Raw genomic sequence first — 23,361 nt, 5'->3', positions numbered from 1 at the left:
TCACCAAATTAATAAAAACCGCCTTCAAACAACTCGACAAATGCTTCGTGTGTCAAGGGACGGGGATTGGTTGGTGTACACCCATCCAGCAAGGCATACTCCGCTAATTGGGGTATATCATCCCGCTGAACCTTCATGCTGGCATACGTATCGGTAATATTTAAGTCTGCATTGAGCTGACGGATTGCTGGAATCACAGATTTTGCGGCCTCTTCCATTGTCATTTTGCTGGTATCTACCCCTAGCAAACGAGCGATTGTGGCATACTTTTCCGGCAAAGCAGGTAGATTATAAGCCAGTCCATCAGCAAAACAGACGGCAATAGTCAGACCGTGGGGCAAGTCGTAAAACCCACCCAGGGTTTGGGCCAATGAGTGGATCACGCCGAGTCCCGCTGCGCCTGAGGCAGCGATGACCGCCATGGCACTGGCAACCAACATATTGTGTCGTGCTTCCAGGTCGCTGCCATCTTCATAAGCGCGACGAATATTTTGGGCAACCAAGCTTATTGCCCCTTCTGCTATGGCATCGGATACAGGATTTGCACCAAGGCAGAGGTAAGCTTCGACTGCGTGGCTTAACGCATCAACCCCCGTCCACGCGGTTAAATGGGGTGGCAGCGTGATCGTCAGGTTGGCATCGGCAATGGCGACCTTGGGCAAAATAGAGGCGCCAAAGATGTCTACTTTTCGCCCTTGTTTTGGCAGGTTGATCATGCCGGCGGCACTGACCTCGGCACCTGTTCCGGCCGTTGTGGGTATGGCAATGATAGGCAATGGTGTGTTGGGCCATGGATCACCCCCAGCGCCACAATAATCCACAAATGGGCCATCATTGGCTGCCATGACGGCAATGGCTTTGGCGGCATCAATTGGACTGCCGCCACCTACGGCCACAATGGCTTGTGCGCCTTCCTCTTTGGCCCGGCGGCCGCCAATCAGGGCAGTCTCATCCGTTGGGTTTGGTTCGACTTGATCAAAGATGGTTGTCGTGATGTTACTCTTGTGCAACGGCCGTATCACCCTATCCAACAGCCCGGCAGCCACAATTCCCTTATCCGTTACGACCATAACGTGGTTGACGCCTAAAGCATTGACTTCTGTGCCAAGCTGCTGCACGGAATCTGAGCCAGCAATAAGTTTGGTTCTGGCTTGAAATTTAAAGGTCTTCATGAACTTTTTGTGCTCCCCTTGTGGTGTGAAAACTGAATGGTTAAATTGGCTGTCGAGCAACGGTCAATTCCTTCATTCGAGAGAATACGTCCACGCCAAGCTGGTTATAAACGTCTAAAATATCAACCAACACCCAATTTTCCCGCAAACGGCCGTTTTCACAACGCCAAAAATCAAGACTACGCATCGTTATCTTTTGATTGGCAGGCGCAATGCCCAGCCAGCCATCACCGCTGACCGTCATCCACATGACGGGCCAGGCGGTGAAGCCGACGTAATTGCCGTCGCCAAAGAGAACGCCTTTGTCCAAAATGATGGTGCGATCGGGCATTGCTTTTAAGAACGGGATTTGATGCCAGTTGCGGAAGCCGGATAAGCGGCGGGCAGAGCCAATACCAGCGGGGCCGTACCAGTTCATTTTTGGATGCCAGAAACGATCCAATTCCATCGCTTCTGCGCCCTGCGGCGAGTTTTTCAAGCCCGACACCATATCCAGCACCAGCTTGACGCTGGCATCTGCTTTTGCTTGGTCATAGGGGGCGGTGATGATGCCGTCCTGCAAAGCTGGGCCGGGCACGACGCACTCTACGCCAAGGCTAGGGGTCATCGGCCAGGCGTTAGCCTGCATCATGAGTTGGGGAATGTCCCACAGGGCTTGCATCTCGACTATTTGGTTCTCTTCGATGCGGAAAAACTCGTGGTAGCGCATGAAGATGAGGTGCTGGGTGGGGGGAATGTCGAGCCAATGATTCTCAAACACGCCCAGGTAATGCCCACCGCAGCCGACCCAGTTGTTCCCGTTCGCCTCCCCTGCCATGAAGATGAAGTCGCGGCGCTCTAGGTCGGGAACGGCCGTTAACAACCCCCGATACACGTCAAACAACCCATCCGGCCCAGCCAAATCTTCAAATGGAAAGGCCAGATGAATCTCACAATCCGGCGCAAAGACCGCGTTAAGCTGTTTTTTTAGCTGTCCTTTGTCAATATCGTAAAGGGCGGCTCTCAATTTTCCAATTAGCTGCTTGTTTTGTTGGTGAATATCTGTCATGTCAATTTATTCAATATTTTCAAGTAATCGTTCAGGTGACAGTCACCCTGCTCAGAAGGGTTTGCTAGAATGGAGCCGTCTTTAGGTGACTGTCACCTCTGGGACTGAGTGCTTATATTTTCAAAAAATTCAGGGGGTTTTGACCCTACAAACTGCAACACTTTTTTCACATCGTATCCAGCCTGCTCCAGCACGCCGAGGATGTCGATCAGAACGAAATTTTCTGCCAATTTGCGTTCGCCGTCTTCTTCTTCGATGCGCCAGAAATCCATATAGCGGACGCGCACACGCTTCCCTGTGCCTGGAATCCCTAACCAGTCATGGGCAAAAGTTGCGTCCTGAAATCCTGTGCCAGCAACCCAATCTCCCTCAAAGAGGCGCACGATATCTTCGCCCACTTTATCGGGGAAAGCGTGAATAAACGGCCGTCTCACTTCCTCCTCAAACTGTTCTACACCATGCTTCTTGCCAATTCCGGCCGGACCATCCCAAACCATATTGCGCGTCCAATGTTTTTTCATCGCGCCAACTTGGTTCAAGTTCATACTCTCATACATGGCATCAACAATTTTCTTGTTTTCTTCTGCTGCCATTAAACCGACCCTCATTCCTCAATTTGGTTAAAGAATTCTGGTGGTTTGGAGCCAACGAAGTGCAGAACTTTGCTGATGTCGTAACCACATTGCTCAAGAACACCCAAAATATCAATTAAAACCAGATTTTCTGCTAATTTTCGGTTCCCAGTTTCTTCATCTACTTCCACCCGCCAAAAATCCATGTAACGCATCCGAATTTTTTGGCCGCTGGCTTTAATGCCCAGCCAATCCTCGGCAAAAGTCGTGTCTTGGTACCCAGTCGCAGCCACCCAATCCCCTTCCGCAATGCGAACAATGTCCGTGGCATGTTTGTCTGGGAATGCCTTGATGAAGGGTTTCCGATAAACATGCTCAAACTCATCAATGCCGTTCATCGTGCCAATGCCTGCTGGCCCTTCCCAAACCATCTCTTCTTTCCAGTAACGGTGCATTAGCCCCAATATATTTTCATTCAAGCCCTTGTACATATCGTCAACAAGCTGCTTGTTTTTTTCTGCTGCCATAAGAGCTTTTTCCTCAAATGTAACTGTTCAGGTGACAGTCACCTTGACCAGAGGGGTTTGCTGCAACGAGGCCGTTTTTGGGTGACTGTCACCTCTAGGAGTCGGTACCAATCGAAATCACGCATCGTCATTAGTTTCCCCGTTGCCGGAATCCCCAGAAACTTCCCCCGATGGATTGAAAATGGGACATCGCTCATGCCAAGTGAGCGTCCCCCAGCGGTGTAGAGACCGCGATTCCCAAAACTATGCAGCCACGGCCGTTGATGAAAATCTTCATACTCCTCAAGGATCAGGTTCAACATGGTTCAATTTTTGCCAAAAGTCCCACACGTTTCTTTTGTTTTCTTGATTGTTCATAACTGAACAGTTAGCCCTCGGTATAGGCGTCGGCCAGCATCAGTGCCTTGTCAATAATGCTTAATCCTTCTTCAATTTGAGCTTCATTGATGATGAGCGGCGGCGTGCAGAAAATCCAGTTCCATTTGACAAAGGTACTCATCCCATTGGCTAGCAGCAAAGCCGCTACCTTTTGCATCGGTTCGGTCATGGGCTGGTTAAAGGGGCTAAACGGCTCGCGGCTGTCCCGATTTTTGACCAGTTCAATAACCTGGTGCAGCCCGGTACCGCGAATATCGCCCACGGAGGGATGTTTTTCGGCCAGAGCAACCAGCCCCGCTCGCAGCACCTGACCCATTTTGGCTGAACGCTCAATCAGATCTTGCTGGCGATAGACCTGGATATTGGCAATGGCGGCGGCACAGGCCAGGGCATGTGCGCTGTATGTCAGGCCCGCCCACAGTACATTTTCTTCGAAATGAGCCGCAATCTGCTCGGAAACCACTACTGCGCCCAGCGGTACATAGCCGCTGGTAAGCCCCTTGGCCATCACTATGATGTCTGGCTTGACCCAGGGATAATGATTAACGCCAAACCATTTGCCGGTACGGCCGTATCCACTCATCACCTCATCAATAATCAGCAGCAGACCGTACTGGTCACACAACTGCTGCACGCCCCGCCAATAAACCTCCTCGCCTTGAATGATACCGCTGGTGCCGCTGTAACCTTCCAACAAAACGGCGGCGATATTGTCTGCGCCTTCATACTCAATTGTCTCGGCCATTTGGTCAATGAGAGCCTGATCGCCTTCGTCGCGGGTACGGCCGTCATAAAGCGGGCTGCGGTAAGCATAAGGATCGTGCAAACGCACAATCCAGGGGACGCCCGGTTCATTAGCCAGACGGCGCGGATCGCCGCCAGCAGACATCGCGCCAAAGGTGCCCCCATGATAAGCCCGGTAACGGGTCAATATTTTTTGCCGACCCGTTACCAGCCGGGCAATTTTCATGGCATTTTCAATAGCGTCCGCGCCGCCTAGCGTAAAAAAGCTCTTGGTTAAACCATCCGGTGTAATCTCTGCCAGCAGTTCACCCAGCCGAGCACGTGGTTCGGTGGCGAGTGACGGCATAGCATAGGTTAACTTAGCCGCCTGAGCCTGAATGGCTTCAATTACCTGCTGGTTGTTGTGGCCGATATTGACATTAACCAGTTGAGACGACCAATCCAGGTAGCGCTTACCGTTGGCGTCCCAAAAGTAGACGTCGTCGGCTCGCGCCATGCTAACCGGCCGCCAGCCATTTTGGGTCTGCCAGGATGTCAGGGTGAACTGCTTGTTCCGTCTGGCTAACTCTACATGTTTTACCATACTGTAAAAACGTAAAGAACGTTATTGCGTGTCATTGAAGAGTGCAATTGTTCGCTCAATTGCTAGGTCGCGCCCAGCCTCAGCGCCGACAGGCGACCAGCCATCAATCACCCTGAATTCATGCGAATTTCCCGCATACAGATACGTATTCCCAGAACCGCCCATCATACGTAGTTTTCGCATAATCCCCTCATTCCACTCAGGAATTGAATAATGATCCATATCCGAATAATGAAGATCAAGCGGTGCGGTGATGTACTGCGTATGCTTGGCCGCATCCAGCGTAGCCATAATCTCTACCAGAGAATTTGTATCTGGCTCAGCATTCCCTTGATCAGCCACGTACGTATTCACGGTGTCGTACATCGTGTTTTTGCGGTTGGCAAGGCCATCCTCGATGGTGGCGGTAGACCAGGCGGGATCCCACCATGATGGCATGTGCGGGAAGTAAGCTGGGTCTGTCCAGGCATCGGAACTCCACTCTTGCGGCCCCAGGAATGCGCCTTGCTCAATGCGTCCTTCAATGCTGCTGGCCCAAAGCGAAGCAGCGGCAAAATGATTATCCAATTTCGGGCTGCTGGATACAGTCAGCGCGGTGAAGGCAGCATCGCCACCCTGCGAATGTGCTGTCAGGTAGATGCGGCTGGTATCAATTTTAACATCGCCCGCACCCCAGGCTGCCCAATCTGTGTGATTAAGCGAATCAACGCCACCCAGCAAATTGAGAATATCAATGGCGTAAAACATCGTCGAGAGGTAGCTGCCATTGTCATAGGCGTGCATGTACTCAATGCCGTCAGCAGGGACACCATTCACCGTACCGTGCCCACGGAAGCCAGGCATGAGCAAAACATAGCCCGCTTTCACGTAAGCATCCAGCATGTCGCCATAGTATGAGCTGGCGGCGTAGTTAAACGTGTAGCCTGGTGCACCATTGGCACCCACCCAGCCGTGAGCAAAAACAATGACGGGGTAACCATCTTCAGGCATTTCCGTTGGGGGAATATCAACGCGAGAATAGACATTCAATCCATCAGATTGGTAAGAGGCCATGTAGGTGTTGTAGTAAGGCACGCCATAAAACTGAGAGTAGTCTGATGAGCCATTAGCATCACCAAGCTGTTCTTCAATGGTTATGGATGAACGGAACGTCCGTCCCCGCAAGCCATCAATCGAAAGCTGCCGCAATGATTGAATGGCGGGCGGTTCCAGATCAGGGACACGCGCCTGCTCTACTGCCTGAACAGCCATAGCTTCACCTGCGGCCGCATTGGACTGCATTCCTATCAAGACAAGAAGGCCAGCAACAGCAGCAATTACGATAAAAAACGGTCTGATTTTCATTATTGTTTTCTCCTTGAAACGTTTATAGTTATCGAATCTTTCATGAACCTATTTGTCTTTGGGTCTGCTTGTAGGCATCACCTCCTCACCTACCCAGATGCGTTGCAAAGATACGGCCGTGCCTATCCTTTCACTGCACCAGCGGCCAACCCCTTCACCAAATTCTTCTGGAAGAACAAAATGACCAGCACAATCGGAATCGTGGCCGAAACGGCCGAAGCCGCCGCCAGCGTCAGATGGCGTGGATCTTCACCCCCGGTAAAGCGCGAAATTGCCACAGGCAGCGTCCAATTTGTTTGCGTCAGCAAGCGCACCAGCAAAAACTCATTGTAAGCTAGCAACAATGAGAACAACGCCGTTGAAATGATCCCCGGCCACATTATAGGAATAATCACTCGCGTAAACGCCGTGAGGCGATTACAACCATCCACCATAGCCGACTCCTCAAGCTCTCTGGGAATGTCCATGAAGAAACTGCGAAGCATCCAAATGGTAAACGGTTGATTAACCGCTACCAACGTGATGATGACCAAAATATGCGTGTCCAGCAGATTCGTGGCTGTGCCAATCCAGTAATATGGCAAAATAAACGCCAAACGAGGCAGGGCACGGAACGCAAGTGCCGCAATCAAAATGACGACACTGGCAAAGCCAATGTAACGTGCCAACGAATACCCAGCCAGACAGCCAATACTAATCGAGACAACCACCGTCCCCACCGTTACGATAATCGTATTGATAAAGTAGTCGTAAAATTTAGCCATATCCACCAATTGCGGAATTGCCCACAGCAAAGCAGCAAACGCACCTACTACAAAGAGGTAAACAATGCTGTTACGCACCGGCAGGTAGCGGGCAAACAAAAGTAAACAAATTAGCACCACAACAGCCAACAACAAAAAGTAGCCAATTGTTGCCCCGTTCTCAGGCACAGAGCGCAACCATAACTCTGTATAGTTTTCCCAAGTTGGCTCAAAAAAGATGAGTGGCGTGCGCGAATTAGCGTCTTTTAACGTCTTAAATGACTGTAACGTTGTCCAAAAGAAAGGCACAATGCTATAAACGGCAAACAGAATCAAAGCCACATGAATAAACGTACGGCCGATTGGGTTTGTTATCTTTTCCATTTTTAACGCTCCTCAATTTGCTCACGGTAGGCTTGAATCAAGTTTGGAATCAAGACAACCATAATTCCTACGACGGTCAGTATGGCCATTGCATTTGCCTTGCCCAGCCGCTGTACCGTAATCGCCGTTTGGAATGTATACGTCATTACTGTATCTGCCTTATAAATTGGGTTTAGCTCCGAAAGAACAAATACACTATCAAAAACGCGGTACGTGTCCATGATAGAAAATAGCAAAATCAGAATTGTTAACGAGCGCAAATGAGGAATGACAATGTGGCGTACTTTTTGCCAGCGGGTTGCGCCATCAATTGAAGCCGCTTCAATTTGATCCTGAGAGAGTGTTTGTAAACCCGCAAAATAAACCACAAAGGCAAAGGGAGCCACATACCAAATACCGTAAAGAATAATCAAAACCTTCACAGTTATTTCGGTATAACGAAATCTTGTTTCCAAAATTGTCTGATAAAGGTAAGTAAAGAGCCCCGACGGTTCAAAGAGCTGCTTAAACATCAACGTCCCGACAATTGGCACAATAATGAACGGCAGCAAAAAGATAGACATGTAAATGCCTCTGGTAAAGCTCGACACCTGGTCTAGTAGTAAGGCAACGGTAAAGCCCACTACAATAGTTGCGGGTACAACAATGGCTGCGTACAGAGCCGTGAAGCGAAATGATTGCCAAAAGCGGGAATCATTCAATATGTCAATATAATTTTGCAGGCCAACAAACTGTGGCGCAGTAATGTTGGTAAAGGTCATGAAGTTCATGCCCAACCAAATGGCCATAAACAGTGGCACAACCATTAGCAAAGTCATCAAAAGAATACTGGGAGATGCAAACCTGAAAAACGTATCTCGTTTCATACTCTCCTCCTAGATTATTATCGAAAAGCTGCTGGATATTTCTGTTAAAAGAAATAGGAAGCAAGGGCGAAGCCCTTGCTTCCTTTATGCTTCAGCTTAGTTATCCGTCAATATAGCCCTGAGCTGTTGCTTCTTCGATGTAGGCTTCGGCGGCAGCATCAAGTGCTTCTTGAACAGTCATCTCGCCCGTACCAATTAGCGGCAAGAATTCACCTAGCTTGGCACGCACAATACCGATCGCTGGATTTTTGTCGTAGCTGCCGATCCCTTCAGCCAGGGTCTGGTTGGCTGCTGGCAGATAAGGACCGCCAAATTCGGCGACCGCCACGCGAGTGGTCATACCCACAGCAGCTGCACCTTGCTGGCTTTCTTCATCAGCCGCTTCCATGATGATGCGGAAGATGAGATCGGGGTCATTGGTGGCTGTGGCTGGAATCATGTAGAAGTCGTTCCAGGCAGAGCCAGCACGGGGGCTATCGGCCGTAACACGGGGAGCCGGGGCATAAGCAATGACATCACCCAAATCGGTACGTTCCGGATCGGTCATGTTGGCTGCTCGGCTGGCCCACATGTTTGTGGACGGTAAGGTGCCCAACTGTAAGGCAACCTCTTGGTCGTTGAGGCTAAATGTGTAGCCATCTATACCCATGCAGGCATCAGCAACCTCAATGATTTTATTAACCGCGTTGACACCTGCTTCTCCATTAAAGGCCGGCGTGCTGTCTTCATTGAGGAAATCACCACCATAAGCTCGCAGCATTTGGAAGAACTCAATTTCCCAAGCCCAACCAGCAGAAAGGTTAATGGTAAACGGCATATCCCAATCGGTATTGTCCAAACCAATTGCGTTGCATACCTCAATTACTTCATCATACGTTTCTGGCACTTCCAGACCTAGCTCATCAAATACGTCTTGACGGTAAATGAGGTGAAGCGTGTTACCTACAATCGGTACACCGTAGATTTGACCGTCAATTGTGGCACCTTCCCAAGCTTTTTCAGGAATGTCGCCCAAGTTATATTCATCCCAATATTTATCCACCAGATCGTTCAAGGGCATCATCCAACCTTCACCAGCCCATTCTGCTACACCAGAATTGGCCGAATGGACAATATCAAAGGGGGAATCGCCGCCGGAGGAAAGAGCCAAACGTACCTGCTCTTGGGCATCGGCCGAGGCAAGCAGATTTGTGTTAACGGTAAGATTTTCGACGCCGTTACATTTTTCTAGCTCTTCGGCATAATAATCGGTAATGGGGAAGGACCAACCAATCATATTGATTTCGGTATCTTCGGCTGGGGCAGCGATATGGCAGCCTTCAACCCCCATATCCTCGGCCATTTCTTCGTCCATTTCTTCATCAGCATCTTCTGTTACATCGGCATCTGATGTGGTGTCTTCGGCTGTGTCTTCACTGCCTTCATCGCCAGATGAACCACAAGCCACAAAGAATAGAGCAACAAAAAGCAATAAAAGTAAACTGAATAAGCGTGTGTTTTTCATGGAAATTTCTTCTCCTAAATGGGATTTTTTGCAAAACATCTTTCTCTTCTGTAAATGGGTGTTTCTGAGCAGCATCACCTCCTTTGTGATTTAAGCGAACAGATTGTTACGATGATGGCTTGTAAAGCTGTTTGAGCAGGGCAAACTCGTCAAACAGTGTCCATTCTTGGATGAATTTGCCGTCTTCCACCAGATGGTGGCTAATGCCCATAATGCGAATTTGTTGGCCGGTGGGCACACCGTAAATGCCTGGGCCTGTGTGGGTTCCTGTCATGATCCAGCGGGTAGCAGTACGGTAGCGGTTTGGACCGTCGCGCAAGGCGCAAAAGTGGTCTACAGAGACGGCCATGTCTGGGAAGGGTGAAAGTAGGGATAGGATATAGTTGCGGTATTGGTTACGGCCGTACAAACGCCGCCCCGATGCAGATTCACAAACAAATTGCGGAGTATAGTAATCATCAACTTTGTTCAATAAGCGCCAATTCCAAATTTCATGAACGGCTCGCTCCACAAACCGGCCAACGTTAAACGCTTGTGAGTCAGCAGGCGGGGCTTCGGGTGGAAGCTGGCCTCTGAGCCGCTCTGGCTCAGAAGGAATCATAAATTGTTGGCCAACGTCTGCCTCTTGCTGCGCCAACTGACGCGCCATTTCATGCACATCAAAGCCAAGCTGGTATACCAAAGATAGCTCATCCCGCACTAGCCACTCCTCCACGATGACACCCTCAACCACGGCACAGTCGGCAATGGCGCGGTAGCTAACTTTTTTGCCAGTCGGTGGCCCATAAGATGAATGCCCCCAGTTGTGCCCTTCATGCGTTAGGCGATGCGAGGAAAAGTACCCCTGTTCATCATCCCCGGCCCAAATGACCTCATCTGCATAGAGGCGGCGATCTGGGAAGGCAGCCAATGCCTGAATGGTGGCCTCGATGACTTTATCTCGCGTGTAGATGTCGCCATTGGACGTATGGATACGCATGTTGGTGGCATAATATTCGTACAGACGGCCGATGCCGCGCTCCTCCCAGATTTCATGCGTTATTTTTACAATGTAATCAACGATGTCGTGAAATTGGGGGGCAAAGCCGGGCATAGCAGGCTCGGTGCGCCCATCAGTGGACAAGAGATGTGTTAAATTTCCTTTGCTGTGCAGCGTAAGGTCTGCATCAAGAGCAGGACTGTGAGTCTGGTCTTTTTCTTTTGTCATTTGAATGTTTGTTTCCTAACAATGATTAAGCAACGGTTGATTGTCTGATAATGAGTTCTACAGGTAATGTTTTTTGAATAGGGGGATGGGTGTCATCTTCGATGAGTTGAAGCAAAGTTAAAACAGATTCCTGGCCAATTTGGGCCAAGGGCTGGCTGACGGTGGTAATGGGGGGAGAGGTAAAAAGAGAGGTACGCAGCCCATCAAAACCTGCCAGGGCAATATCTTGGGGAATACGCAGACCCCGATCCAAAATGGCCTGCTGGGCGTCTATGGCCACAAAATCATGAAAAGCGAATACGGCCGTTGGCGGTTCAGCCAGATCGAGCAATTGATTCGCAGCATGGTAACCGCTACGGGATTCAATTTGCGTTTCCACAACCAGATCGGGATCGTAGGGGATGGTTGCCTCGTGGAGGGCATCTTTGTACGCATTAAAGCGATCTTCATGAGTGTGGCCCATCGTTGGGCGCGTCGTGAAGCCAATCCGCCGATGGCCTAACGAAATAAGGTGCTGCATGAGGGTACGCGCACCATTGTAATTGTCCGGGGCTATGAAAGAAGCTTGCTCATGCTCTACACGACGACCCAGAATGACGAACGGAACATTTGCCTCTAGCAAAACATCAATAAAAGTGGCCGGAACGTGATTCCAGATAATGACAAAACCATCCACATCTCGGCTGCGAAACAGGCTCAGTAAACTTTCGGGAGAGTGACCATCATTCGTGTAGAGGACAACATTGTTGCCTTGGCTCTCGGCGGCAGCGGTGGCACCTATGATCACTTCTGCAAAATAATCTCTGATGAAGGTAAAGGCGTTATTGAAGACGAAGCCAATTTTATCGGTACGGCCGCGTCGTAAATTGCGGGCGGCACTGCTGGGGCGATAATCCATTTCCTGAGCAGCAGCGACCACACGTTCGCGTGTTCGGGGGGCAACATCAGCATATCCATTCAACGCCTTAGAGACGGTGGAAACAGAGATACCAAGATGTTTGGACAACTGCTCAATGGTAATGGACATGGGAATCCTGAAATGACGAAAACGATTTCGGATGGATAGTACTACAATACTACGAAATCGTTTTCGCGTCAAATAGGATTTTTAGCGGCAAACAAGAACGGGGCGGTTGCGACTGCGGAGCACCTCGTCAACGGCACTGCCAACAACAATTTCTATCACGGGGGTTAAGCCATAGCCACCCATCAGAATTAAACCGCAATCATGCTGCTTGGCGGTTTCCAGGATCAGGGTGGCTGGAGGGGCATCCTGGATGACGAAGGTTGCTTGCAGGGCACGGCCGTTTAAATAGTTTTGTACATGATCGGCCGTTGCTTGGGTCACTTTCTTGCCCAAAGCTACCACCACAGTGAGCGACACCTGCCACTGCTCGGCCAAATAGGTAGCTACAAATAAGGCTTCGTCTGCTTTAGGACTGCCATCGTAGGCAAGCAGCAAATGGTTGAGCTGGGCTGGCACACGCGGCACGGCCAGCACCGGGCGCGGGCAGCGGCGCAGCAGTTGGCTAAATTGAGAACCGAGGCGATCCACAGGCTGGGGGCCAGGTGGATGACTCAAGCTCACTACCACCAAATCTGCCCAGCGGGCGCGGTCGCAGATCGTTCCTGTTACGGGGCCAATGGTGATGGTCATTTCACCCGGAATGCCAGCTTCCTGACAGCGACGCTCAAATTCGGCTTTGGTGGCTTGCGCGGTGTCGCTTTTGGCTGCTTCTGGCGTGGCAACAACGTGCAGGCCAAAGATTTTGCCTTCTTCGCGCCAGGCAACGCGCATAGCTTGGCGCAGCGCGTGCCAGCCCGACTCTTGCCCATCTACGGCGACCAAGATATGGTTGAAGAGGCGATCTTCTCGCTTGGTAGACAGCCACGATTCGCGCCATTCACCAATTATGGGGCCGGCCTCCAGGGCAGCGGGCAAAAGTGCGTCGCGTACCTTTTGGCTAAGACGCTGGGCGACCAGTTTGGGGTCTCGCGTTTGGGTTGTGGCCAGGTCAGAAACGGCCGTTTCCATATCCACTGTCCAGCCCAACTTTTCGGCCAACTCATGCCGATGCTTATCAATCCAAACGTATAAATCAGTTTCGGTGCGGTTGGAGAAGTCACGCATCATGCCCCGTTCCTGAATCATTTGGATGACGGGCAAATAAATGTATTCGTACCAGCGAACGGCCGCTTTTGCATAGGAAATATCTTCGTTTTTGTGTTCTTTGACCCAATGTTGATGCACCCTAATTTGCTGCTCCAGCACGCGATAATTACCGGCTACGCTCATGCTCAAGTCCAAGTCTGGGAAGGTTTCATCCAGGCGGGTGCGCTCCAAAAAATTAGCATACCGTTCTTTGAGAATGAGATCGTCTGGCTGCAAGTCTGGCTCCAGGGGAACGGCCGTTTTTACCAAAGTAACGTAGGCTTCGATGTGCGTCGCTTCCAGTTCCCGCGCTACCGACACGCGATGGTTGCCGTCTCGGACAAAGTACACTTCGTCAATTTGGTATACCTCGATGGGGGGCAAGCCTTCCATGCTCTTGGTGAGGCTGTGAACCCGTGCCCAGCGATGCTCATCTTCGGCCACAAGCGGCAAAAAGTGGCGGGTAAAATCTTTATAACGCCCCACGCTGCCCACAATGGCATCCAAGGGAATTTCCTTTAATTCGCGTCGGTTAGTTTCGATTGCCTGAACTTTTTCGCGCACCTCTTCATAAGAAAGCAGGTCGGCCGATTTGCCCGTGAGAGCCGCCTTGATTTGCTCCAACTTTGCCTGGAGACGCGCCGTTTGGAACTGTTCAACGGCCGTTAACCGCACCTGATTTTTGTCGTTACTCAAGGTTTGTCCTCATATTTTGAATCCGCAGATTTTCATAATGCATCCCTCATGATTCATAATTTTCAGCGGAGTTGATTGATGAGCCGAGCCAGAGCATCATCTTCGCCAACGTTACCGGGGAAGACGATGTAGGGCAAGCCCGGCCAGCGGCTGCGATTGCCCAACTGCCAGACGGGAACACCGGGTAATATTTGCCCAGCGACGATGGCTCGCTTAACGTTCAGGGCTTTGGTGGCGATGTCGCTTGATGTAATGCCGCCTTTAGCGACCAAGTAACGCGGACGGTGAGCCAATGCTTGCCCAATCTGCACCAAACTGTGGGAGATTTGCTGCCCGACGGCCAAACCGCTATGGCCGTTGTGCTGTTTTATCAAAGTGCGGCTGGTGTAAATGACCACATCTTGCTCTGCCGCCAGGGCTTCATCGGCCAGGGCAGCTACGCGAGTCACCTCGGCTGGTTGCGCGGCTTCATCCAGCAGTGCTTCAACCAGGAGTTCAATGGGGTAGACGGCCGTTTGCCGCAGCAGGTGTTCAAGCTGGCGGGTGGTTTTAGGCACATAAGAACCAACCATGATTAACCCGCCGCCGCTGGCAGGCATCTTCAGTTGGGCGGGTGTGAGCAGGGGCACAGACGGTAAACCTGCTCGTATCGGCACGAAGGAAGCGGCCGTGCGGTAAAGAAAGCGTTTGCCTGCCGCTTCGGCCAACAGCAAACCATGTGTAAAAACTTCCAAATCGCGGTAAGAAACCGCGTTGACAACAGCCAGTTCCCCATTGCAGATTTGTTGCAACTGAGGAGAAATCTGCGCTGCGCCCCCCTGACGAATGTCGGTGAGGGAGATGGAATGGATTTGATGGGATTGGATACGGCCGTTACTCTTTTCCACCACCCACTCACCCAAATTAGATGATTGGTAGCCAAATGTGCCATCCTGGGCAAAGGGTGTTTCCCCCGCCGGAATGAGCGCCTCCCCTTCTTGCACGTAATGAATGTCATTGATGGTGAAACGGCCGCCTTCCAAAAAGAAGGGAATGAGCAGCCAGCCGTCAAACGGCCGTTCCAGCACAGCTTCCAAAGCATCCAGTTCAGCCGGAAAGTGGCCGCGCAAGGTCGAGTCGCTGCGGCTAACCACGGCAAAATCGCGCCCGGTTTGGCGGCTGGCAGCCAGCAAATTTTGCCCGATTTCATGGTTTAGCTGAACGGCTTCCGCTTCTGGCAAACTGCGGCTGTTGGTGAGGATGTAAAAGGCGGGGAAGTCGCTGTTCAGTTCAGCGCAAAGCGAGGCGATTGACCACTCCGTTAGCACCGGAATGTTAGCCACCGTTTGCGTCCCAGTGGGATCATCATCCAGCACAACGAGAGTACGGCCGTCCGCCTTTACCAGTACCCGAATCTCCCCCAACAAACTCTCCGGCCACTCTGGAGGTAACCCAACTAACAATTGCTGCTTTTGCACATCTACTCCAATAAAATAGCGTTAAAACCTGATCACTCAAAGGCGCGAAGACGCAAAGGTTTTTGTTGTTTACTCTTTTAGATCGTTTGCAACACACTTGATATTATTTTTAAGCAAAAAGCCGCTAAAGTTGACGAGAATGCCTAGGCGTTTATTCGTCAAACGCAAATATGTGATAACAAACATCAACAACAATTTTTGCTACATCGTTTTCATGCAAATTCTTCATTCTTCCTTTGCACTTCCTTCGCGTCTTTGCGCCTTTGCGTGAGATTTTGGTTGTGGCTGCGTTACTTTATGCAATACGCACTACGATCAATCGTGAAAAATCTGCTGCATCACCGCAAATTCGTTGAACATGAACCACTCTTGCGTGATACGGCCGTCCTTAATCTCATGCTGCGTAATGCCCCACATCTGCACGGGGCGGCCTGTGGGTGCGCCGTAGATGCCCCAGCCGTCGTGCTTGCCTACGATGCTCCAGCGCATGGCGGTGCGGTAGCCCTCGTCATCGTTGCCCATCCAGTAGAGATCATCAATTTGGAAAGCGAGATCGGGGAAGGTAGCCAGCAGTGAGAGGAGGAAGGCTTGGAATTGGGCACGGCCGTACAGGCGACGGCCGTTTGAACTTAGCACCCGCACGTTGGCCGCATGGGAGTCGTACAGCGACTGCAACATGCGCCGATTCAACGCATTGTGATAGGCCGTCTCTAGAAAATCGGCAACGTCTAGCGATTGACCCGGTTCATAAACGCGAAGGACAGGCTTGCCTTGCCCCGGCAGCCGCTCTGGCTCAAAAGTAGTGGGGGGCAGTTCACTGCCCAGGCGCAGGTTGCCAAATTTCCGCGCCATCTCACGCAGATCAAAGCCCAACTGTCGAACCATGTCGGCATTGTCGTACAGCACCCACTCCTCAAAAATCTCATTATCCAAGGCGACACAATTGGCGATAACCCACAGCTCAATGGGGCGACCCGTGGGCAAGCCAAAGCGGCTCATGCCCGTGTTGGTTCCTTTAATCACGGTGCGGTGAGAGGTGTGGAAACCCATCTCATCATCCCCCGCCCACACAATTTCATCGGCAAAGAGGCGAATGTTGGGGAAGGCGTTGATGGTGTGTACCGTGTCGGCGACGATTTTGTCACGGCCGTATTGCAGCCCAAAGCCATCCACCACCCGTGAGTTGTGGGCATAGGTGTCGTAGATGTAGCCAATATCCTTTTCTTCCCAGATGCGGTGGGTGATGCGGACGATGTAATCAATAATGTCTACGTAAGTTTCTTCAAAGCCGCGCATGGATTGCACCCGTTCGCTGCCAGGATTCACCAGCAGTCGGTCTGTGCCGCCCTTTGCCCCCAGCGAGATGGTGTAATCTGTGGGCATCACGCGCGGTTCGCCGTTCGGCCGTAAAAGATGAACCTGTTCTTTCTTTGCCGTTGTTTTTTTCTTAGCAGTTGCCATGTTTCCTCCAAATTACTTTTTCAGTTTTGTCAGCAAAGGGCTTTCTGATGCAGGCTGAGAATAGATGGGAAATTCAAGCGGCCGTTCCTGAAACGAGTGCCAAACGGGTGCTAGCCCCAGCGTTCCTAACTCTCTGGTGCGGCTGACGTGATCCAAATCCAAAAGATGGGTCAGGATCGATTCATGTTCCCCTGCTAGTTGCAAAACCGTGCCGTCGGGGTCAATAATTTGGGAACGGCCGCCGCCAAACTGCCCCACAATATTCACATCCACAAAAAAACATTGGTTGAAGATGGCGTTGGCGCGGGCAACGGCCGTTTCCACCTCACGGTCAGAGGTAGAAGTCATGCTGGGATGCAAAATAACCTCCGCCCCCAGCCAGGCCAGCGAACGCGCCACCTCAGGAAACCACATATCGTAGCAAATGCACAGCCCCAGCCGCCCCACACCAGGCATATCCCAGACGCAAAAGCCCTTGTCACCTGCCGCCGTGCTTTCCTGCGGCTCCCAAGGGTACAGTTTGCGATAATGCGCCACAATCTCGCCGTCCGGGGCAAAAACCAGGCTGCTGTTGTAAATCGCCTCGCCCTCTCGCTCAAAAAAGGAACCGGGAACCAGCCAGCGATTCACGCGCCGTGCCAGGGCACTAAATCGCTCCGTCAGCGGCCCCGGCACGGGTTCAGCCAACTGTTTTGGGGAATCGCCGTCTACAAACTGGTTCAAGCCCGTCACAAACAGTTCCGGGAAGCAAACCAAATCTACCCACTCGATGGACGCGGCAATGCCCTCCGTCACTGTTTCCAGCTTCGCCAATGAGCCTTGCGGATCGCCATTCACAGGCGTGACTTGCGCGGCAGAGATACCCAGCAAGCGCGTCATGACGAGCCTGCCATATCCCGCAGGCGAATGGCCGCCGCGTGGCGATGGGCATCCATGCCTTCATAAGTGGATTGGGTTACGGTATATTTCGCCAGCTCAATGGAGGCATCATCGTCCACCTCCATGTGGGTAATCACCTTGAGGAACATGCCGACCCACAGGCCGCCCGTGTACCGTGCCGCTGCCCCGGTGGGCAAGATATGGTTTGGCCCAGCAATCTTGTCTGCGTAAACCTCTGGCGTTTTTTCGCCAATGAAGAGGGAGCCGTAGTTGGTCAGCAGCGGCAGCACCTCTCGCGGATTGCTACTGTGGATTTCCAGATGTTCGGGGCATACTCATTGGCGTAAGCGGCGGCATAGGCCAGCGTTTCTACCACGACAACGCTGCCTTTGTTTACCCAGGATTCCCGCGCCACAGCCTCCGTAGTGCGCTCTTTTAGCTGGCGTTCAATCTCCACGAGGGTTTCCTGCGCCACGGCTTCCGATGTCGTCACCAGGCAGCCACGGGCGTGGGGATCGTGTTCGCATTGGGCAATAAGATCGGCGGCGATATATTCCGCATTGCCCGTTTCATCCGCCAGCACCAGGCATTCACTGGGGCCAGCCAAAAAGTCTATGCCCACCGTGCCAAAGATTTGCCGTTTGGCTTCGGCCACGTACTGGTTGCCCGGCCCCACTACGATGTCCACCGGCTTAATCGTCTCGGTGCCGTAGGCCATCGCGCCAATCGCCTGAATGCCGCCGAGGCAATAAATTTCATCCACGCCCATTTTCCACATGGTGTAGAGAATGCCCTGATTGATTTTGCCGTCAGGCCCAGGCGGGCTGCAAGCCACAATGCGCTTCACGCCCGCAATTTTGGCGGGCATCACCGACATCACGGCCGACGTGAGGCAAGGATACCGCCCAGCAGGCACGTAACAGCCAGCCGACTCGACGGGGATGATCCGTTGACCCATTCGCATTCCGGGAGCAATCTCTTTTTCAAACTCAGTCATGCTTTCCCGCTGCGCCTGGGCAAAGGCGCCCACCTGCTGAATGGCGTAGTCCAGCTCTTCGATGACTGGCTTGGGCAACTCCTCGGCGGCGATGGCGGCTTCTTCCGGCGTCACCAGGAAAGATTCGGGTGCAAAGTTGTCGAACTTTTGTGAATAAAAGCGAACGGCCGTATCCCCTTCTTCCTGCACGCGGCTAAGAATCTCTTGCACGCTGTTTTGCAGTTGGCGCACATCGGCTTTGGTAACGGGAACTTCTTGTTTTAGGGTTGTGTAATTCATTTTTCCTCCAATTTGGAAACTGGCTGGTACCTAAAGATCATCAAGTGCCTGATAAACCATTGCTCTGAACTGCTTCGGTGCCTTATGCTGGTCAGACGGTAGCAGTTGAGACATGAATATACCAATGAGTGTCTCTTCAGGATCAACCCAAAAATTAGAACAATATGCACCACCCCAATGAAAGCTACCCGCACTTCCCAGAATCTGTTCTGCCACCGGATCCATAATAATACCAAACCCTAAACCATAACCGTGACCGTATCTTAGCAATTGTTTTGTTGGTGCAGATTGGATTGGAAGCAGACTTTTCGGCAGGTTGTTGGTCGTCATCAAAGCAACCGTTTTACGATTCAAGAGTTGAATACCATCCAGCTGACCTCCGTTTAACATCATTTGAGTGAAGCGTAAATAATCTTGGGCTGTAGAGAAAAGGCCATGCCCACCCGGTTTGAAACCGGGCGGCAGCATATGTTTGGCCGTGATCGGGTCTATCTCTTCCAATCTACCTGATTCGTTCGTTGTATAGGCTGATGCTAGGCGAGCGATTTTTCCCCGAGGGACATGGTAAGCTGTGTCAGCCATGCCTAGTGGTTGGAAAATCTCCTTTTCCAAGAAATCGCCAAATTCACACCCTGATAGCAGTTCAACCAGACGAGCCAACACATCTTGTGAGTAACCATAGTGCCATCGGCTGCCGGGCTGAACAAAAAGAGGCAGAGCCACAAGTTTGTTAACCAGGTCTTCCAGAGAAGCACTGGCATTGGGCTTGACCGCTTGATACAAAGCAGCGACGTTTTGATTGTCACTTTCAGGATAACCCAGCCCAGATGTATGCGTCAACAGATGCCAAAACGTGATTTCTTGGGTTTGTTTGTGCCATTCTGGTTTGCCATCTTTTATTCCGGCAAAAACTGGCAGCTCCTTAAACTCTGGAATATAGGTCGAAATTGGATCAGTCAATAGAAAATGACCTCTCTCAAACAGCATCATGGCTGCTACACAGGTAATGGGCTTGGCCATTGAGGCAACTCGGAGGATAGTGTCCGCCTGCATCGGCCGTTTCATCACCAAATCCATATAACCAAACTGTGCTGAATGGGCAATCTGACCATCATGTGCGATCAAGGTGACAATGCCAGCCAACTCCTGCCGGTCAATATACCCTTGCATGACGCGTTCCAACCGCGCGAGCCGTTCTGCTATCATCTCATTTTGCCTTTATGATGTTTGATAAGCAGCTATTTGTGCGTGGATCGCCGTCTCATCCACCACCATCCATTCATTCACAATCTTGCCGTCGCGTAGCTCAAAATGGGAGATGCCCAGGATGGCAATGGGCACGCCCGTTTTTTCGCCGTAACGGCCAGCACCACTCTGTGTACCGCAGTAAGACCAGCGGATGGCGACGCGCACGGGGCGTGCTTCTTGCTGGCGGACGATGATGTGATGGGGCTCGTAACGGCCGTCGGGAATCGAAGCCAAAATGCTGGAAAAGACGTTGCCCGTGCGAGGACGGCCGTAGCAAAGCTGTCCGCCAGGCCCTTCAAAGCGGATCGCCCGATCATACTGTTCATCCATGATTTTGAGCTGCTTGTCGCCCCACAAGGCGGTGTACGTGTCGTTGATGCGGTTGGCGACAGCTGCGTCCCCAATGATGGGTACGCCTTCCGGGTCAGACCAACGCTGCCGCATCGCCTCGTTGCCGATGCTGTACGCTTCCGGATTTTTGTGCCCTAATTCTTGCCCAAAGGCGACCGGATCAAGCCCAATTTGCTGTACCAAACTGGCCTGATCGCGCAGCAGCCATTCGGCCACGACCATGTTGTTCCGGCAAAGACAGTCAGCAATGGCCAGGGAGACGATGGGGCGATTGGTCGCTGGGCCGTAAATGCCATCGCCCAAGTGCCTGCCCGGTGACCGGGCGCGATGGGAAGAGAGAAAGCCGTCGGACTTGTCACCAATGATCACATCCTCCGCCAAAATATCCCGGTTGGGAAAGAGGTGCATTGTGCCTAGCGTGTGATTAAACACGTCAATAAGCGTGTTTTCCTCGCCGTGTGGCGAATGAACCGGGCAGTCGGCCGCATACCAGTCGTGCAGCCGCCCCACGCCACGCTCTTCCCAAATTTTGTAGGTAATGTCAATAATGTACTGCTCTGGTGTTTTGAATTCTGGCGAAAAGTTTTGCATGCCCATTGTTAGCTCTCACTCCTTAATAGCCAATTTCTTATACTTAATTTTCCGTTCTGCCGGAACTGATGCCGCATACGGCCGAATACATCCACCCCCATTTGCATCAAAATATGGGGGATGTCAATGGGAACCCAATTTTCACAAATCGTGACCTCATCACAGCGATAAAAATCCATCACCCGCATTTCAATATGTCTGCCCGTAGGCGGCATTCCCAAAAAATCACTGCCCGTATGGGTGCCCTGCAAGGAACCCCAGCCGCCTGTTACCGCGTAGTTACCATCGGCAATCTGGATGAAATGGACTTTATCCCCGCCGCCCCGGTTGGGAAACGCCTTCACAAAGGGATGGCCATGATAATCGTCAAATCCTTTGACCCCCCGAGTTGTGCCAATGCCCGCCGCCCCGTACCACAAAAAGTCAGGATGGAAATGCCGGGCATCTTCCGCTTCTATCATATCCATCAGGTCGTTTGTCATTGCCGCACCTTCATGAATATCCAAGCCGTGCCACATGCGGAAGATCCGCGCCAAGGTTCGCTGCGAAATTGCATTGTCTTGTGGTGTCAAAATCACGCCATCGTGCGTCATTGGAGACAGCCACTGCATTTCTCGACCCAAACTAGGGGCAATCGGCCAGTAACCCACTTGCCGCATCAAGTCCAGAAAATCAACAAAGAGATAACTCTCGGCAATCTTCCCCTCACGCAGCATATGCCCCTCGGCATAGCGCACCGCCACAACCCCGCCCGTCGCCGGAATACCCAGCCAATCGTTCTGGAGCGTACCCACATAATGCCCCAGACAGCCCACCAAATGTTTCCCACGATAAAGGCCGCCCGCCAAAATATCTGTGCGGCGTTCAACATCAGGCAGGGCGTGACGCAGCGGCTGCCAAAACTGTTCCCCAACGGCGTGGGCATCGCCCAATTCGTTGATGGGGTGGGAGATGCGGCATGGTAGCTGGCGCGGATGGCGTCATCCATCTCGGCCAGCGGCGCGTTGAGCATTTGCTCCATAATTGCCACGATGCGCTCTTTGTTGGCAATATTTTGCGCCTGGTCAATAGGCTCATAATCCAAATACTCTTTTGCCTGCATTTCTTCTTGGGTTGTCATTCTTCCTCCAGAAAGTTTTGGTCAGCCAGCCATTTGATGGGCAGCAATTTGGGCATAAACGGCCGTTTCATCCATCACCAACCACTCATTCACAATCTGGCCGTCGCGCAGTTCAAATTGAGAAATGCCTAACAGGGCGACAGGCACTCCGGTGGGGTCGCCATACCGCCCGATGCCGCTATGCGTACCGCAATATGACCAGCGCAGCGCGATGCGTACCGGGCGTTCTAGCTGCTGGCGAACAATAATGTGGTGGGGTTGGAAACGGCCGTCTGGAATAGAAGCCAGCACCGTGTACAACCAGTTGCCTGTGCGGGTACGGCCGTAACACAAATGTCCGTTTGGCCCCTCAAAACGCACAGCCCGATCATATTTCTCATCCATAATCGTGAGGTTGTTGTCATTCCAAATGGCAGCATAGGTGTCAATGATGCCGTTGGCGACGACATTGTCACCCACAATCGTTAATCCTTCTGGATCAGACCAACGCTGGCGCATCGCCTCGTTGCCGATGGTGTACGCATCGGGATTTTCTTGCCCTAAATTTTTGCCAAAGGCCACCGGATCATGCCCAAGTTGGCGCGCCATGCTGGCGCCGTCGCTCACCAGCCACTCCTCCACGACCCTGTTGTCGCGGCAGAGGCAGTCGGCGATGGTTAAATTGCTGACGAAGCGATTGGTAGCTGGCCCAAAATAGCCGTCGGCCAGGTGGGTGGCCTGGGAGCGCACCCGGTGGGAAGAGTAAAAGCCGCTGGGTTTATCACCAATGATGACATCGTCGGCCAGTGCCTCTTCGTCCGGGAACTCAGACATCGCTTCTAAGGTGTGCAGGATAACTGCTTCTATGGTGTTGGTGACCCCGTGTGGTCGGTAGACGGGCGTGTCAGCAGCGTACCAATCATTGATGAGATTCACGCCGCGCATTTCCCAAATTCTGTAGGTGATGTCAATGATGTATTGTTCGGGTGTTTTGAATTCTGGTGAGAAGTTTTGCATACCCATGTGGTTGGTTCCTTTTGTTGCGTAGACCTGTCAGGTTTCTTCCTGGAGATACTTCT

Annotated in this window: 21 protein-coding genes and 1 pseudogene; all 22 read right to left on the bottom strand. The window is 51.8% G+C overall.

Going from position 1 to position 23,361, the window contains the following annotated elements; translation table 11 throughout:
- Positions 1 to 8: 8 nt before the first annotated feature.
- Positions 9 to 1,172 (bottom strand): iron-containing alcohol dehydrogenase family protein, encoded by a 1,164-nt coding sequence (locus tag ACOQPM_RS06940; RefSeq protein WP_420628517.1) that lies wholly within the window; start codon positions 1,170 to 1,172, stop codon positions 9 to 11.
- A gap of 40 nt (positions 1,173 to 1,212) precedes the next feature.
- Positions 1,213 to 2,220 (bottom strand): ester cyclase, encoded by a 1,008-nt coding sequence (locus ACOQPM_RS06935; RefSeq protein WP_420628516.1) that lies wholly within the window; start codon positions 2,218 to 2,220, stop codon positions 1,213 to 1,215.
- 92 nt (positions 2,221 to 2,312) lie between these two features.
- The gene (locus ACOQPM_RS06930; RefSeq protein WP_420628515.1) at positions 2,313 to 2,813 is read right to left on the bottom strand and encodes an ester cyclase; all 501 of its coding nucleotides are present in this window, start codon (positions 2,811 to 2,813) and stop codon (positions 2,313 to 2,315) included.
- Between the two features lie 11 nt (positions 2,814 to 2,824).
- Positions 2,825 to 3,319: an ester cyclase gene (locus ACOQPM_RS06925; RefSeq protein ID WP_420628514.1), complete on the bottom strand. Its 495-nt coding sequence runs from the start codon at positions 3,317 to 3,319 to the stop codon at positions 2,825 to 2,827.
- Between the two features lie 38 nt (positions 3,320 to 3,357).
- Positions 3,358 to 3,621, bottom strand: a complete 264-nt coding sequence (locus ACOQPM_RS06920) for a hypothetical protein (RefSeq protein WP_420628513.1) — start codon at positions 3,619 to 3,621, stop codon at positions 3,358 to 3,360.
- A gap of 65 nt (positions 3,622 to 3,686) precedes the next feature.
- Positions 3,687 to 5,024 (bottom strand): aminotransferase class III-fold pyridoxal phosphate-dependent enzyme, encoded by a 1,338-nt coding sequence (locus ACOQPM_RS06915; RefSeq protein ID WP_420628512.1) that lies wholly within the window; start codon positions 5,022 to 5,024, stop codon positions 3,687 to 3,689.
- Between the two features lie 21 nt (positions 5,025 to 5,045).
- Positions 5,046 to 6,368 carry an alpha/beta hydrolase family protein gene (locus ACOQPM_RS06910; RefSeq protein WP_420628511.1) on the bottom strand — a complete coding sequence of 441 codons (1,323 nt, stop codon included), beginning with the start codon at positions 6,366 to 6,368 and terminating at the stop codon, positions 5,046 to 5,048.
- 122 nt (positions 6,369 to 6,490) lie between these two features.
- Positions 6,491 to 7,495, bottom strand: a complete 1,005-nt coding sequence (locus tag ACOQPM_RS06905; RefSeq protein WP_420628510.1) for a carbohydrate ABC transporter permease — start codon at positions 7,493 to 7,495, stop codon at positions 6,491 to 6,493.
- A gap of 2 nt (positions 7,496 to 7,497) precedes the next feature.
- Entirely contained in the window at positions 7,498 to 8,361 is an 864-nt protein-coding gene (locus ACOQPM_RS06900) for a carbohydrate ABC transporter permease (RefSeq protein ID WP_420628509.1), read from the bottom strand.
- A gap of 100 nt (positions 8,362 to 8,461) precedes the next feature.
- A complete protein-coding gene (locus ACOQPM_RS06895; protein ID WP_420628508.1) occupies positions 8,462 to 9,865 on the bottom strand; it encodes an ABC transporter substrate-binding protein in 1,404 nt (467 codons plus the stop codon).
- 106 nt (positions 9,866 to 9,971) lie between these two features.
- A complete protein-coding gene (locus ACOQPM_RS06890; RefSeq protein WP_420628507.1) occupies positions 9,972 to 11,072 on the bottom strand; it encodes an ester cyclase in 1,101 nt (366 codons plus the stop codon).
- Between the two features lie 25 nt (positions 11,073 to 11,097).
- Complete coding sequence (locus tag ACOQPM_RS06885; RefSeq protein ID WP_420628506.1) at positions 11,098 to 12,099, bottom strand: LacI family DNA-binding transcriptional regulator; 1,002 nt, start codon at positions 12,097 to 12,099, stop codon at positions 11,098 to 11,100.
- Positions 12,100 to 12,180: 81 nt separating this feature from the next.
- On the bottom strand, positions 12,181 to 13,920 hold the full coding sequence (locus tag ACOQPM_RS06880) for a universal stress protein (RefSeq protein ID WP_420628505.1): 1,740 nt from the start codon (positions 13,918 to 13,920) through the stop codon (positions 12,181 to 12,183).
- Between the two features lie 62 nt (positions 13,921 to 13,982).
- Positions 13,983 to 15,377, bottom strand: a complete 1,395-nt coding sequence (locus ACOQPM_RS06875) for a four-carbon acid sugar kinase family protein (RefSeq protein ID WP_420628504.1) — start codon at positions 15,375 to 15,377, stop codon at positions 13,983 to 13,985.
- A gap of 315 nt (positions 15,378 to 15,692) precedes the next feature.
- Positions 15,693 to 16,838: an ester cyclase gene (locus ACOQPM_RS06870; RefSeq protein WP_420628503.1), complete on the bottom strand. Its 1,146-nt coding sequence runs from the start codon at positions 16,836 to 16,838 to the stop codon at positions 15,693 to 15,695.
- A 12-nt stretch (positions 16,839 to 16,850) separates the two neighbouring features.
- On the bottom strand, positions 16,851 to 17,717 hold the full coding sequence (locus ACOQPM_RS06865) for a carbon-nitrogen hydrolase family protein (RefSeq protein WP_420628502.1): 867 nt from the start codon (positions 17,715 to 17,717) through the stop codon (positions 16,851 to 16,853).
- A pseudogene (gene hisD / locus ACOQPM_RS06860) lies at positions 17,714 to 18,993 on the bottom strand (histidinol dehydrogenase). The gene ACOQPM_RS06865 and the pseudogene hisD overlap by 4 nt, the downstream one beginning before the upstream one ends.
- Before the next feature lie 30 nt (positions 18,994 to 19,023).
- Positions 19,024 to 20,199: a serine hydrolase domain-containing protein gene (locus ACOQPM_RS06855; RefSeq protein WP_420628501.1), complete on the bottom strand. Its 1,176-nt coding sequence runs from the start codon at positions 20,197 to 20,199 to the stop codon at positions 19,024 to 19,026.
- 12 nt (positions 20,200 to 20,211) lie between these two features.
- Complete coding sequence (locus tag ACOQPM_RS06850) at positions 20,212 to 21,189, bottom strand: ester cyclase (protein ID WP_420628500.1); 978 nt, start codon at positions 21,187 to 21,189, stop codon at positions 20,212 to 20,214.
- 2 nt (positions 21,190 to 21,191) lie between these two features.
- Positions 21,192 to 21,644 carry an ester cyclase gene (locus ACOQPM_RS06845; protein WP_420630515.1) on the bottom strand — a complete coding sequence of 151 codons (453 nt, stop codon included), beginning with the start codon at positions 21,642 to 21,644 and terminating at the stop codon, positions 21,192 to 21,194.
- A gap of 197 nt (positions 21,645 to 21,841) precedes the next feature.
- Positions 21,842 to 22,303, bottom strand: a complete 462-nt coding sequence (locus ACOQPM_RS06840; RefSeq protein ID WP_420628499.1) for a hypothetical protein — start codon at positions 22,301 to 22,303, stop codon at positions 21,842 to 21,844.
- Positions 22,304 to 22,324: 21 nt separating this feature from the next.
- Positions 22,325 to 23,305, bottom strand: coding sequence for an ester cyclase (locus ACOQPM_RS06835; protein ID WP_420628498.1), 981 nt, complete (start codon positions 23,303 to 23,305; stop codon positions 22,325 to 22,327).
- Between the last annotated feature and the right edge of the window lie 56 nt (positions 23,306 to 23,361).

The sequence above is a fragment of the Candidatus Leptofilum sp. genome (assembly GCF_965223525.1).
GTDB lineage: Bacteria > Chloroflexota > Anaerolineae > Promineifilales > Promineifilaceae > Leptofilum.
Note: the sequence above shows the minus strand (reverse complement) of the source record. Positions and strands in the feature narration are given on the sequence as shown.